Annotated in this window: 12 protein-coding genes and 1 tRNA gene; 8 read left to right on the forward strand and 5 right to left on the reverse strand. The window is 43.8% G+C overall.

Annotated elements, in window-relative coordinates; all coding sequences use genetic code 11:
* Positions 1 to 110 precede the first annotated feature (110 nt).
* The 4 genes from HMPREF3179_RS07930 to HMPREF3179_RS07945 all read right to left on the reverse strand — a co-directional run bounded on the left by HMPREF3179_RS07930 (position 111) and on the right by HMPREF3179_RS07945 (position 3721).
* Positions 111 to 905: an ABC transporter ATP-binding protein gene (locus HMPREF3179_RS07930; protein WP_036558296.1), complete on the reverse strand. Its 795-nt coding sequence runs from the start codon at positions 903 to 905 to the stop codon at positions 111 to 113.
* 7 nt (positions 906 to 912) lie between these two features.
* Positions 913 to 1794 (reverse strand): ABC transporter permease, encoded by an 882-nt coding sequence (locus HMPREF3179_RS07935; protein WP_036558293.1) that lies wholly within the window; start codon positions 1792 to 1794, stop codon positions 913 to 915.
* 118 nt (positions 1795 to 1912) lie between these two features.
* Positions 1913 to 2893 carry an ABC transporter substrate-binding protein gene (locus HMPREF3179_RS07940; RefSeq protein ID WP_036558291.1) on the reverse strand — a complete coding sequence of 327 codons (981 nt, stop codon included), beginning with the start codon at positions 2891 to 2893 and terminating at the stop codon, positions 1913 to 1915.
* 36 nt (positions 2894 to 2929) lie between these two features.
* Positions 2930 to 3721: a class I SAM-dependent methyltransferase gene (locus tag HMPREF3179_RS07945; RefSeq protein WP_036558286.1), complete on the reverse strand. Its 792-nt coding sequence runs from the start codon at positions 3719 to 3721 to the stop codon at positions 2930 to 2932.
* A 140-nt stretch (positions 3722 to 3861) separates the two neighbouring features.
* On the opposite strand from HMPREF3179_RS07945, the gene xth reads away from it, so the two are divergent.
* Positions 3862 to 4644 (forward strand): exodeoxyribonuclease III, encoded by a 783-nt coding sequence (gene xth / locus HMPREF3179_RS07950; protein ID WP_036558283.1) that lies wholly within the window; start codon positions 3862 to 3864, stop codon positions 4642 to 4644.
* 43 nt (positions 4645 to 4687) lie between these two features.
* Here xth and HMPREF3179_RS07955 read toward each other — a convergent pair whose 3' ends face one another.
* Positions 4688 to 5302, reverse strand: a complete 615-nt coding sequence (locus HMPREF3179_RS07955; protein WP_070470556.1) for a transglycosylase SLT domain-containing protein — start codon at positions 5300 to 5302, stop codon at positions 4688 to 4690.
* Positions 5303 to 5481: 179 nt separating this feature from the next.
* Here HMPREF3179_RS07955 and HMPREF3179_RS07960 point away from each other — a divergent pair, with 179 nt between their 5' ends.
* The 7 genes from HMPREF3179_RS07960 (at position 5482) to HMPREF3179_RS07990 (ending at position 14329) form a co-directional block, all read left to right on the forward strand.
* A complete protein-coding gene (locus tag HMPREF3179_RS07960; RefSeq protein WP_036558278.1) occupies positions 5482 to 6606 on the forward strand; it encodes an AI-2E family transporter in 1125 nt (374 codons plus the stop codon).
* A 161-nt stretch (positions 6607 to 6767) separates the two neighbouring features.
* Positions 6768 to 6852 (forward strand) — tRNA-Leu (locus HMPREF3179_RS07965).
* A gap of 519 nt (positions 6853 to 7371) precedes the next feature.
* Positions 7372 to 8292: a 50S ribosomal protein L3 N(5)-glutamine methyltransferase gene (gene prmB / locus HMPREF3179_RS07970; protein WP_018026212.1), complete on the forward strand. Its 921-nt coding sequence runs from the start codon at positions 7372 to 7374 to the stop codon at positions 8290 to 8292.
* Between the two features lie 215 nt (positions 8293 to 8507).
* Positions 8508 to 10442: a ribosomal protection-like ABC-F family protein gene (gene abc-f / locus HMPREF3179_RS07975; RefSeq protein ID WP_018026213.1), complete on the forward strand. Its 1935-nt coding sequence runs from the start codon at positions 8508 to 8510 to the stop codon at positions 10440 to 10442.
* A 287-nt stretch (positions 10443 to 10729) separates the two neighbouring features.
* Positions 10730 to 11674: a TAXI family TRAP transporter solute-binding subunit gene (locus tag HMPREF3179_RS07980; RefSeq protein ID WP_018026214.1), complete on the forward strand. Its 945-nt coding sequence runs from the start codon at positions 10730 to 10732 to the stop codon at positions 11672 to 11674.
* Between the two features lie 59 nt (positions 11675 to 11733).
* A complete protein-coding gene (locus tag HMPREF3179_RS07985) occupies positions 11734 to 12315 on the forward strand; it encodes a DUF1850 domain-containing protein (protein ID WP_018026215.1) in 582 nt (193 codons plus the stop codon).
* On the forward strand, positions 12284 to 14329 hold the full coding sequence (locus tag HMPREF3179_RS07990; protein ID WP_036558267.1) for a TRAP transporter permease: 2046 nt from the start codon (positions 12284 to 12286) through the stop codon (positions 14327 to 14329). Before HMPREF3179_RS07985 ends, HMPREF3179_RS07990 begins: the two co-directional genes overlap by 32 nt.
* Positions 14330 to 14500 lie beyond the last annotated feature (171 nt).

The raw sequence follows: 14500 nt of genomic DNA on the forward strand, positions 1-14500 counted from the left end.
ATTTTTGCATTTTTTAAGCTTATCGAATATCATTCTCAACCATAAATAAAACAAAAGCCCTAAAGTACGCAATCACTTTAGGGCCAATTGACATAAACGAACTTACTCGCTTAATCGAGTAACAAGGCATCGTCTTCGACCACCTCACCTCGCACCTTTTCAAACATTTCCAATAAGTCGCTCACGCTCATTTGGGCGCGCTTTTCACCACTCACATCCAACACAACTTTGCCCTGATGCAACATCACCGTACGATCACCATGCTCCAAGGCCTGCTTCATACTATGGGTTACCATCATCGTGGTTAGCCCCTGCTCTTCGACAATCTTCTCGGTCAAGCCCAGAATAAAAGCGGCCGTACGCGGATCGAGGGCAGCGGTATGCTCATCCAATAACAAAATCCGACTAGGCTGCAAGGTCGCCATTAATAAACTAATAGCCTGACGCTGTCCGCCAGACAACAAACCGATACGATCGCTTAAACGATGCTCCAGTCCTAATCCTAAAATGGCCAAGCGCTCTTGGAAAAACTCACGCATTGCTGGCTTAATGGCCGCTCTTAAGCCCCGTTTTTGACCTCGGCTGTAGGCTAGCGCCAAATTCTCCTCAATCGTCAAATCCTCACAGGTTCCCGCCATCGGATCCTGAAACACTCGTGCCACCTGCTTGGCCCGGTCCCATACGGGCAAACGAGTCACATCCTTTTGATTAACTAAGATTTGCCCTTTATCCACCCGCAGCTCACCAGCCACTGCATTTAATAAGGTACTTTTACCTGCACCATTTGAACCGATCACCGAGACAAATTCACCCTCGGCAATCGCAAGCGAGGCACCGCGTAAGGCTTTAGTTTCAATTGGCGTGTTTGGATTAAACGTAATATGAATATTTTTAATATCAAGCATCACGCACTCACTTTTTGAGCAATAGTTTTTTAAGTTTAGGCAAAATCAAGGCAATGGTAACTAACAAGGCCGTCACTAAATTCAAGTCTTGCGCTTTTAAGCCGATGACATCACTATTTAGGGCAAAGGCGATAAAGAATCGATAAACAATCGCACCAAAAATCACCGATAGCAACACAAACAAAAAACGACGCGCGTGAATCACGCTCTGACCTAAAATAACCGCCGCTAAACCAATCACGATGGTACCGATACCCATTGAAATATCCGACCCACCCTGGGATTGTGCAAATAAGGCACCCGCCAACGCAACCATCGCATTAGACAACGCCATACCGCCGATAATGGAGCGGTCAGTTGCAACGCCCTGTGAACGCGCCATCCGCAAATTAGCACCCGTAGCCCGCATGGCCAAACCAGAACGAGTGGAGAAATATAGATTTAACAATAGCAAAACGCTAATTAAAATCAAGGTCAACAAAATAGGACGCCATAGATAATCACTGATTGCGGCTGGCACGGTGCTAGTAAACACAGTCTCATCAAAAATCAATGGAATATTCGGCCCACTCATAATGCGCAAATTAATCGAATACAGTGCCGTCATCATCAAAATACTGGCGAGCAAATCCATAATGCCCAACTTGGTATTTAACCAACCGGTAATGGAACCCGCCACCGCACCCGCCAAGGCCGCACAGAGCGACACCATAAAAGGCTCATAGCCTTGACTAATCATCAAGGCAGCAACCGCCCCACCCGTAGCAAAGGTACCATCAACCGTTAAATCAGGGAAACGCAGAATTCTGAACGAAATAAAAACGCCCAGAGCAACAAGGCTATAAATTAAGCCCAGCTCTAAAGCGCCTAATGAAGCTAATAAGGACATGGCTAAAAAACCTAATCAGGCAATTCCGAAGTCATATAAAAATAAGCGCTAAGTAATCAATGACTGCCATCGAGACAATATTGATTCACTTAGCGCATAAATTATAACCAATTGTAAATTACTCGATCACTTTCTCAGCAGATTTTAGTAATTCATCACTCAACTTAACGCCGATTTGATCAGCCATTTTTTTATTTAAATGAATCGCAAGCTCATTTGAGGTTTCCCAACTGATATCACCTGGCTTTTCACCATTTAAGATACGCGCCACCATATGACCAGTTTGTACACCCAACTGCTTATAATTCAGACCTAAAGCTGCAATCGCACCGCGCGGTACGCTATCGGTATCCGATGCAATTAACGGTATTTTTGAATCTAAAGAAACCTTGGTCAAGGATTCATAAGTGGCTATCACGTTATTATCCGTGGTGGAGAAAATCAGATCTGCCTTGGATACTAAGCTACGCGCTGCTGAGCCAACATCTACCGTACGTGGGGCGGAAGCTTCAACCAAGCTCAGGCCATGCTGAGGCATCAATTCCTTTAAGCGATCAACCACAATTTTAGAGTTAACCTCACCAGGGTTATACACCATACCTACGCGTTTAGCCTCAGGCAGGGCCTTTTTGATCAACTCAATCGAAGACTCCAACGGTAATTCATCCGACATACCGGTGACATTGGTGCCGGAGGGTCCGCGCTCCTTAACCAACTGGGCCGCAATCGGATCCGTGATCGCACCGAACACGACTGGAATGCTCTTGGTAGCTGCCACTACCGCCTGCGCAGAAGGTGTGCCAATCGCCACAATCACGTCTGGGTTTTCACCTACGTATTGACGAGCAATTTGAGCCGCTGTGCCGGTATTACCCTGAGCAGTCTGGAACTTAACACGGAGATTATCGCCCTCTTTAAAGCCCTCGGCACCTAAACCCTCAACCACACCGTCCTTAAACGCATCTAAGGCCGGATGCTCAACGATGGAGGTAATGGCAACGAACTTATCCTTGGCCATCACCGCTGTGGGTGCAGCTAATCCCAAACCTAAACTAAGGCCTAATACCAGACCTAGGTGCTTTTTACTAAAACGACTCATTAATACCTCTCCTTTTATGAGAATATTCAAGAAATACTAAATAATAATTTTATTATCGCGAATCACAAAATGATTTGCAGGCTCTTGTAACAAACTATCTAAAAACTCCGCACCCGGCAAACCGTAAATCAGCTGCATATGTTGTGCCCTCAGCGCTAGCTCCTCACGACGATAGACCCTGTTCGCCCCCTTAAAGGCTAGCACCACGCGATTACCATCCACCGTTTCGGGAAACATCATCACACGCCCATCAAAGGCAGCACGAATATTAGCCAAATTCTTAGGGAAACTTGGATGATGCCCAAAAAGATTAAAACTCGCAATCCCGTCTTTCCCTAAGATATTGGCGCAACCCTTATAAAACTTTTTGGAGCTACAAACTGGTCCCTCGGCTGTGTAATCATAGAGATCCACCATTAAAAAACGATATTGCCCCTGCACTGAGGTCTCATGCACCCACTTTTCTGCATTCGCCTCCACGATCTGACAGCGTTCATCTGTTGCCACGTGAAAATGGTCCTCCACACACATAATCACCAGTTCATTCCACTCCACCGCCAACACGGGTGAGTTCGTATGCTTTTGTAAAAAGCGAAAATGACTCCCCGCCCCCAAGCCCAACAAAGCAATCGCCGACTCACTATCGGCCGCTTCAAATAACATCCAAGCGCACATTTGCTGCGTATATAAAAACACCAATGAGTTCGGATCGGATAAAGACATCGCCCCTTGCGCCCAAGGACTGTCAAAGTGCAAATACAGCACATCACCTTGTTCAACCATCATGGGTACATCAAATTCAGGATCGGGTGCATGCTTAGTGCGCATTAATTACCCCTAAAAATCGATTAAAAATAACTCTATCTTAGTGAAGTTTGGGAGTAATTTGCGCTGTTATGACGACAAATAGCAAAATTGCTGCCTTGATTGTTAATATAGAGAGTCTTTGAATTTAAGTTAAAAAAACGATGATTGCCACTTGGAATGTCAATTCTTTAAAAATACGTCTACCCCAAGTTATTGACTGGTTAAAAGCAAACCCTATCGATATTTTGTGTTTACAGGAATTAAAACAGGATAATAAGTTCTTTGATTTAGCCGCTTTTGAGGAGATAGGCTATCAGGCCTGTTGGTCAGGTCAAAAAACCTATAACGGGGTAGCGATTATCAGTCGCCATAAAGGTCATGATGTTGTACGCAACAACCCCTATTATGAAGACACTCAGCAACGCTTAATTGCTGCCACCTTTGATTCGGCGCAGGGTCCAATCCGTATTATCAATGTCTATTGCCCTAATGGTAGCGCCGTCGGTAGCGATAAATATGAGTATAAACTCGCTTGGTTTGAGCAACTGCACCGCTTCCTCGAGGAGGAAATGGCTAGCTATCAACAACTACTCATTACCGGCGACTTTAATATTGCCCCCGAAGATCGGGATGTACACGATGGCTACAAAGGCGATATTTTAATTTCAGCGCCAGAGCGTGCTGCCTTACAAAAGCTGATGGACTTAGGCCTGCATGATGCCTTTAGGCTATTTGAACAAGAGGAAAAAAGCTTTTCCTGGTGGGATTATCGCATGATGGGCTTTAGGCGCAATGCCGGTCTACGCATTGATCATATTCTGATTAGCGATGCCCTCAAAGCGCTCTGCAAAGCCTGCTGGATTGACAAGGAGCCGCGTCGTTTAGAACGTCCCTCCGATCACGCCCCAGTGGTCGCAGATATTCAATGGCAGCTAATTAAATAGCTAGTTACCACGCTGAAGCCCTTAAGACTCAACGTAGCTGAGCTTAAGAGCGACATTGGGCATATTGGGCACCATAACGCTCACTTCTGTCTTGTACTATACGCGCCACTCGCAATAACCAGCCTTTATTTTTATAAGTGCCACGTCTATAACCGCCCCACCCCTCATGATAATTTAGATAAAGCGCATAAGGGTCCCATTTAGAAACGCCATTCAGTTGCTGGGCTTTATCAGCATACCAACCAATAAAGTCCAAGGCGTCGCTCATATTAGAGCGGCTAGCAAAGGCACTATTTTCACGCTTATAATCGCCCCACACCTCATCTTTAGCCTGTGGATAGCCATAAGCGGAACTAGCTCTAGTGCCGGGAATAATACCCAAAAACCACCGTCTAGGAGGTCGTGCATCATGCCTATAACCCGACTCCTGATACACGATCGCCATTAAAATTTGCGGTGGCACACGCCACTTTTGATGACTTTTGATAGCAGCACGATGCCAATCCGGCTTTTCATTAAAAATGGCACAGATATTTTCAGGTTGCGAGGGCGGTGTCTTATTCGTTGCACAGGCTGATAGCAGTAGACAGACACCCACCAACATCAGATACTTAAGTAATACATTATTACTTCTAAAGTTAAGGCTTTGTTTTAACATACAGCAATTCCAATGACTAAAGTAGTAATGCGCAATCAAGCTAAGCGGCATCACTGACTGAAATACAGCTCTGCGCAATCGCTATTTTCAGCATTTTTGTGATTAAATTCCAGCCATCACGCAATTGATGAATAGCATATATAATAAGCTATTCAACGCAAGCAATCCGAGGAGATTTGATGTCTACAGCCAAAGCCAATCTCAGCTTTTTTGTTTTGTTACTGATTCTGGTAACCATTGGCTTTATTGCCACTATTATGCCTTGGTTCGGCTCAATTTTTTGGGCGGTAATTTTTGCCGTTATTTTTTGGCCGTTGCACACCTGGATTCAGCGTAAAATGCCACGATTCCGTAACTTAGCGGCATTAATCACGCTCATTTTATGGATTTTTTTGGCACTGATTCCCTTATTACTGATTACTGGCGCCTTGATAAGAGAGATTAATATCTTCTACGAGTTAGTGCGAGACGGTAAATTTAACATCGTCACCTACTCTAATGCCATTCTTGAGCGCATGCCCTCATGGCTAGATAATGCCTTGGGTTATTTTGAAATCACCGATTTAGCTGATATCCAGACAAAAATACAGGCCTCACTTGCCAACATCAGCCGCACCGCAGCCAACCAAGCCGTCTCTGTCGGGCAGAACACGCTTTGGTTCTTTGCGGCCCTCGGTGTGATGCTGTATGCCATGTTCTTTTTCTTTAGAGATGGGCCAAAATTAGTTGATCGAATTAAATACACCATCCCTTTAACCAACGAATATCGTAATGCCTTATTTGAGCGCTTTACCACAGTAGTTAAAGCCACGGTTAAGGGCAATATCTTGGTTGCCATAGTACAGGGGACCTTGGGTGGTATTATTTTTGCCTTTTTAGGAGTGCAGGGGGCGATTCTTTGGGGCGTTATCATGGCTTTCTTATCGCTCTTACCTGCAGTAGGCAGTGCCTTAATCTGGTTCCCGGTGGCTGTCTATTTTCTTGCCAGCGCTGCGATTTTTAAAGGGGTGGTGCTGTTACTCTTTGGCTTTTTTGTGATTGGCTTAACGGATAATGTACTCCGCCCTATCTTAGTAGGTAAGTCCACCAAACTACCAGACTGGTTGATTTTAATTTCTACCTTGGGCGGTTTAAGTGTGTTTGGGATTAATGGCTTTGTGATTGGCCCTCTTCTCACCGCTTTATTTATTGTGTCTTGGCAACTCTTTGCTGAGACCATGATTGAGCATGATGCCAATATGCTCAGGCTCAAGAAAACGGAGGCTTTAAAAAAACTTAAAGGTCCTAAAGCCACTGGCAAATAGCTGCATAGTGTCGCTTTTTTGCAGCAATTGTAGGGGCAAATTGCTTACAGTAACAAAAGCGACAAAAACACTTGACGTGGTAGCGTTTAGCCCCTATAATTAAATGCTTAGTTAGTCGATACGTGATGACATATCAAGTCGCACTAACTACTCAACTAAGTGCGAGCGTGGCGGAATTGGTAGACGCACTGGATTTAGGTTCCAGCGCCGTGAGGTGTGAGAGTTCAAGTCTCTCCGCTCGCACCACAAAAAGCATGAATCATGCACCTCTTAAGAGATTGTGAGTAATTTAAAATTACAACGAGCAATCCAACATTCTTTCATCATCAAGCTTTATACTTCAAGTATCGGCCAATTTCGGCATCTGTGAAACGACATTCTGAGTAGCTTTCTCTAACCTGTGCTTCGCTTTCAGCGAAAGTAACTGTTTTTTATCTTCTAGCATAATGACGGGCTTGATTAAAGTAGCTAATTAGCAGCTACAAATTAGGTTAAACCTAAAATGATCGGACAACGAGTGTGACATAGGGGCTACATAACTAATTATCATTCCATAACTAAAGCGCCAAGTCATTGGCCACCATTACACCCTGCTTTTCACTAATCACTCCATTCATTCGCCACTCAGGATTGATAGCTGTGATTTTGCATTGCAAAAATCAAACTTCCTTTCAGTCCTAGGCTCCGCTCTTTGATGCTAAAATAGCTTTTTTTCAAATGTACTAAATTCGACTAGGCGCCTTATCTGCAGAGGTATTTTTTACGATGAGCACCAAAAGCTATAAAGAACTTAAAACAATTCGTGACTTAATTCGCTATGCCGTATCATCTTTTAATCAAGCAGACTTAAGCTTCGGTCATGGTAATGACAATGCCTGGGATGAAGCGGTTTATTTGGTGCTAGAGCGCTTGAATTTACCACTGGATCAATTGGAGCCCTATATTGATGCGCGCATACTTGAAAGTGAAAAAAAATTAATCTTAGACCTGATTCATCAGCGCGTCACCACCCGCATGCCCTTAGCGCATCTTACCGGTGTGGCCTGGCTGCAAGGACATCGCTTTTTAACCGATAAGCGCGTGATCGTCCCCCGTTCCCCGATTGCCGAGCTGATTGTACAAGATGAGTTAGCACCATGGGTAGAAGACGTTGAAAAGCCCATGAGCATGCTGGATATGTGCACCGGCTCAGCTTGTTTAGCCATCTTACTAGCACTGACTTTCCCTAATAGTACAGTCGATGCGGCTGATATTTCCGAATATGCGATTTTATTAGCGCAGCGCAACGTAAACATGTACAAACTCGAGGATCGAGTGCGTATTATTGAAAGTGATTTATTTAAATCACTCGATAGTAATCATAAGTACGATGTGATTATCTGCAACCCGCCCTATGTGACAACACAAAGCATGCGTAGATTACCGGATGAGTATCGACATGAGCCGGTATTGGCACTGCATGGGGGAGATGATGGCATGGATGTGGTGCGTAAATTCCTCAAGCAAGCCCCTAAATACTTAAATGAAGATGGCTTTGTGGTCTTAGAAATCGGCTTTAATATGGAGCATTTTTATCGTGCCTTCCCGCAGTTAGAGCCTATCTTTTTAGAAACTGAATTTGACCCAAGTATTATCTTAATGTTAACTAAAACTGAGTTACTCAAGTTAAGCGATAGTACTAAATAGTATTGATAACACTTACCTTATTCAAGCCTCGGCACCGACCGAGGCTTTTGCTTTTACACTCACAGTCTCTGATAAATAAAGCGCTTAAGCGGACACTTCAAAAGTTCAGACTACAGCAAATTTGACTAGCGGATTTTGGGCTGCTGCTTTGATGCTAAAATAAATACCCATCAATTCACTCGCATCTCAAACATCATAAAGGACTTTGCAAAGCAATGATCAAAGCCCAAGGCTTAACCCTTCGTCGTGGCACCAAACTGTTATTAGATGAGGCAGAATTCACTATCAACCCCGGTGAGCGCGTCGGTATTGTCGGTAAAAACGGTGCCGGCAAATCCACCCTGTTCGCCTTAATTCAAGGACATATCGAACAGGATGCAGGCACCTTAACGATCCCACAAGGCTGGGAAATTGCTGCTGTTAGTCAGGACGTGTACGGTCAGGAAAAAATTGCTAGAGACTTTGTCATTGATGGCGACAGCCGTTTACGCGCTTTACAAAAAGCACGAGCCGAGGTGTCAGAAGATGACGGTATGGCCATTGCCGAATTAGAAACCGCCTTAAGCGATGCTGGTCATTGGTCTGCTGAGTCGCGTGCAGAACAGCTGTTAGCAGGTTTAGGCTTTGCACCTGAGACATGGGATAAAGCCGTCAGTGAGTTTTCCGGAGGTTGGCAGGTCAGACTGTCGATTGCTCGTGCGTTGATGAAGCCCTCCGATTTACTACTCTTGGATGAGCCGACCAACCACTTGGACTTAGATGCCATGGCTTGGTTGGAGCAATGGCTTGCCGCCTATCAGGGCACGGTACTGCTAATCTCCCACGATACCGAGTTTTTAAATAATGTGGCGCGTGTTATTTTGCATTTTGAACAGCATAAATTGCAACGCTACCGCGGCAATTATGAGTCCTTTATTGAGCAGCAGGCTGAACGCATGGCTCAGCATGAGCAGGCGTATGAAAAGCAACAAAAAGAGATTCAACATATGCAGTCTTTTATTGACCGCTTTAAAGCCAAGGCGACAAAGGCCAAACAAGCACAAAGCCGAGTAAAGGCTCTTAATCGCATGCAAAAGCTCGCACCGCTGCAACTAAGCTCAGGGATTAGTTTTAGCCTTCCACAGCCCGAACAAATGCCCGATCCGCTAATTATCATTGATAAAATAGACCTTGGATATGAGCCCACTCAGCCAATTTTAAAAAACGTCAGCATGATGATTAGAGCGGGAGCTCGTATTGGCATGCTAGGGGTCAACGGTGCAGGAAAATCTACTTTTATTAAATCGCTTGTGGGTGAATTAGAACCATTAAGTGGCACCATCAAGACTGCCAAAGGCGTTAATATCGCCTATTTTGCTCAGCAGCAACTGGACATGCTGGACCCACAAGCCACTCCCCTGTTGCATATGATTCGCATTGCTCCCAATGAACGCGAGCAAAGCTTACGCGACTACCTCGGTGGCTTTGGCTTTATTGGTGAGCAAGCCCTCGCTAAGGTCGAACCTTTTTCCGGTGGTGAAAAAGCTCGTTTAGCCCTTGCTCTTCTGGTTTGGAAAAAGCCCAACCTCCTACTACTCGATGAACCGAGCAACCACTTGGATGTTGATATGCGTGAAGCCTTAGCAAGGGCACTAACCCAATTTGAAGGCAGCATCCTACTTGTATCACATGATCGGCACTTACTCCGTAGCACCACTGATGAGTTGATGATCGTCGCCGATGGCAGCATCAGCGAGTTTGATGGCGACTTAGATGATTATCAGCAATGGCTTACGGACAAAAAGGCGACTGAACGCCAAGAATCAACCCTTGCCAAGCAACAAGATCGTTTAGCCACCACAGACGAGATTACACCTCTCGACCGCCGAGCCCGAAGACGCCAAGAAGCTGAAGAAAGACAACGTTTAGGTATTCTCAAAAAGCCGCTGATTCAGGAACTGAAGCAGATTGAAAGCAAACTGGAGAAAGCGTTAGAAAGACTTGAAGAACTGCAAAAGGCTATGAGTGATGAAAACTTCTATAGCGATGAGAATCGAGACAATCGCATAGCGCAATTAAGTGAGCATGGGCAATTGGAAGCGCAGAAAAACCAACTGGAAGAACGCTGGCTCGAACTCACTGAAGCAATCGAACAAATCGATAAAAGCTAACAAAAACACTTCATATTGCATAAAAACACCTTTAATAAAACACGCACTCAAGATGATTTGAAAATTTTTGTTTTACAAACCCAGTAAATATGGTATCGTTCATGTGAATAAAGTATTTAAGATTAAAGGTTAGCAAATCAATCTTTCATCCTTTTATTTTTAGCTGACAGCCGTTTTTCTAAAAAACGTTGTAAAAGCTGATAAATACTAACTAGTGAAAGTCATAATAGCCAAAGTGCTCAACGCTTGGTAAATTAACATGACTTATATTTTTGGAGGAAACCCTTATGTATAAAAAACTTCTACTTACAGCGACATTAGCCGTGTCTTCCATATTTGCCACAGCGCAAGCAGAAAACCCTAAGTTTTTAAGTATGTTAACCGGTGGTACAGGCGGCACCTATTATCCCTTAGGTGGTGCAATCGCTAAGATTATTAGCGACGAAACCGGCATCAAAACCGATGCTTTGTCTTCTAACGCTTCTGCGGATAACATCATTGCTGTAAATAACGGCGAAGCTGAAATCGCTTTCACACAGACTGACGTAGCAGCTTATGCGATTGATGGTGTAAATAACTTTGAAGGTAAGAAAGTCGAAGGCATCCAAGCTCTTGGCTCTCTTTACCCGGAAACCGTTCAAATCGTTACAACGGATAAGTCCGGCATTAAAACAGTCAATGACTTAAAAGGTAAAAAGGTCTCTGTGGGTGCGCCGGGTTCCGGTACCTATGTGAGTGCAGAGCAAATTCTTGAGGTTTACGGCCTAAACATGAATGATATCCGAGCACAGCACTTAGATTTCGGTGAGTCTGTGGGTGGTATTCAAGATGGCAATATTGATGCAGCCTTTATTACTGCAGGTACACCAACCGGTGCCGTTGAGCAATTAACAGCCACTGCAAAAGTCAATGTACTACCTATCGACGGCGAAGAAGCTAAGAAGCTTATCGATAAGTACCCTTTCTATGGTGTTAATACGATCAAACAAGGTACTTATGGTCTAGCCAACGACGTTAACACTGTTGCCGTGTTAGCGATGTTAGTAGTAAAAAAAGATCTTCCTGAAGATGCTGTCTACAACATCACTAAAGCAATTTATGAAAACGTAGATAAAATTTCACATGCTAAAGCAAAAGAAATTTCTTTAAACAAAGCATTAGATGGTGTTGGTTTCGACTTACATCCCGGTGCTAAAAAGTATTATGAAGAAAAAGGTTTAGAAGTTAAATAATAAAACATCTATTCCAATTAAAAAGTCGATAACATTAGTTATCGACTTTTTTAAATACTATGCAACAAATCGTTTTTAGAAAAAAACAAACTTTTATCGGGATAGTAATTATCCTACTTGTTATTTTTACTGCATTAGTAATAATAAGAGCATTATCTCACCAACTCGTCTTAGTTTTTTCAGACCGCAAGACACAAAAAATAGAAGCTCTTTTACCTATTGAACCGGGCAATCGATTCAGTATTATTTTTGTTCATTCGATACACCATAAAGATGTTGTTGAAATATACCGCGTCAATGAACAAAATGAGATTGAACAAACAGACATTATTTTTGAAGAGTTTGGCATAGGCATGCCGTCAAATGCACCACCCGGTGCGCTATTTGTCACTGAAAATGGCAAATACCACATCAAAAACCTAAACTTAATAATGCCTTCTATGATTATCCGAAACGGCAAAACAGTATCTAAGCATCGTCTTTTGTGGTTCGATAAAAATGACAAAGCGCACCAAGTATATTTTAATCAATACTTTAAACCCGGCGCTTGGTTAGAAATCAAGGTTAAAAACTTACCACGTTATTATTTATGGAAGGAGCCATTAATTCATGACTCAAAAGTATCCAAACAAACCCACTGATCCTGATAAGGCACGAGACGTTGACATTGCTGAAGAGAAAGAGTTAACCCCTGAAGAGCATGCAGCGTTATTAGAGAAGTTTGATGTCGAATCACGTACCCGCCACCTAACCGGAATCATGGCAAGTATTGTCTTTGTCGCGTTAATCAGCTTCTCATTATTCCAAATTTACACTGGCGTCTTTGGGCAGTTTACAGCATACATCCAACGTACAGTGCATTTAGGCTTTGCATTATCGCTCATTTTCTTCTTGTTCCCGGCCAAACGCGGGACAGCAAAAAATCACGTCCCTTGGTACGATTTAATTTTAATTTTACTGGCGATTTTGGTTTGTGGCTATTGGCCAATGTACTACGAGACACTCGTTCGACACGTCGGCACCATTACAGGCGCACAGCTTGTGATTGGTTCGCTGGCTATTTTGCTGACACTCGAAGCCACCCGCCGTGCCGTAGGACTGCCTATTGTCATTATTTCAGTTGCGTTCTTGTTATATGCCTACTTCGGTCAATCGATGCCCGGCATGTTTGCCCACCGTGGTCTAACAGAGCACCAATTGGTTAAAGCCATGTTCTTTACCACAGAAGGTATTTTAGGCACCCCGTTACAAGTATCCTCTACCTACATCTTCTTATTCTTACTCTTCGGATCATTTTTAGTGCAGACCGGGGTAGGAAATTACTTTAACGACTTAGCAGTGGCTATTGCAGGTAAGCGAGTTGGTGGACCAGCAAAAGTCGCCGTATTCTCGAGCGCCTTACAAGGTACTATCTCAGGTAGTTCGGTCGCTAACGTAGTCACTACAGGTTCCTACACCATACCTATGATGAAAAAGCTTGGGTATAACAAAAACTTTGCAGGTGCAGTCGAGGCTGCAGCGTCTACCGGTGGACAAATTATGCCACCTATTATGGGGGCAGCTGCATTCCTGATGATCGAGTTTGCCGGCGTTCCCTATTGGGATATTGCTAAGGCAGCCACTATTCCGGCCATACTATATTTTTCAGGGATTTGGATCATGACCCACCTCGAGGCAAAACGTACCGGGTTACTTGGACTTCCTGACGATCAGATCCCTAAAATGAAGTTCGTTTTAAAACGCCTGCATTTACTTTTCCCGATCCTTATTATTGTCCTACTGCTTTTTAAAGGCTTTAGTATTGAAAGAACGGCATTGTTAGGGATTGTTTCGGCGATTGTTGTCTCTTTATTCCTCAAAGACACACGCATTACTCTTCCGAAAATCATTGAAGCACTCACCTCCGGAGCCCGTACAGCACTGGGTGTAGCGGCTGCGTGTGCGTGCGCGGGGATCATTGTCGGTGTCGTCACAAAAACAGGCTTGGGCTTAAAAATGGGTAATGGCTTGCTGGATATGGCCGGCGCACTGGCATCCGGCAATTTGCAGCTGCAAATTTTACTCACCCTAATGTTTACGATGGTGACGTCTTTAATTATCGGGATGGGTTCACCCACAACGGCTAACTATATCATTACATCAACCATTGCCTTACCTGCCGTTGTTGCCATTAATCATATATTGCCTGCTAACGAAGCAGTTCCTATTTTAGCGGCGCATATGTTTGTATTTTATTTCGGTATTGTCGCAGATATTACACCACCTGTGGCTTTGGCAGCATTCGCCTCGACAGGGGTTTCAGGCGGTGCTCCTATTCGCACAGCGGTTAACGCGACCAAACTGGCGATTGCGGCATTTATTATTCCGTACATGTTCGTCTTCCAACCACAGCTATTATTAATTGACACTAACTTTGTTGAAGTGATCATCATGTTAATAACAGCGATTACGGGAATGATTGCCATCGGTGCCGGATTAATCGGTTATTGGTTTTTTAAATTGAATCCAATCCTGCGACTTATTTCTTTGGTTACCGGTATTTGCTTAATGTATCCCGGTGGTAATACAGATATTATTGGCGCAATTATCTTTGTGATGCTGGTTGCTTATCAACTGGTACGCATCAAGGCTAATCCGGCACTTAAAAACAGTTAGAAATCATTTAATAACTTAGCTACGCTCTACATAAAATAACCCCCGGAAAATTAACTTTCCGGGGGTTATTTTATGCAGAAAAACGACCGCGTTAAGATCAGACTGAGACTTTTGCATAAAAACGGTTAAATAGCGCTTTTTTGTTCTACTTGGAAATTTTTTTGATTTTTT

This window comes from Oligella sp. HMSC09E12 (assembly GCF_001808505.1).
Classification (GTDB): Bacteria; Pseudomonadota; Gammaproteobacteria; order Burkholderiales; family Burkholderiaceae_B; genus Oligella; species Oligella urethralis.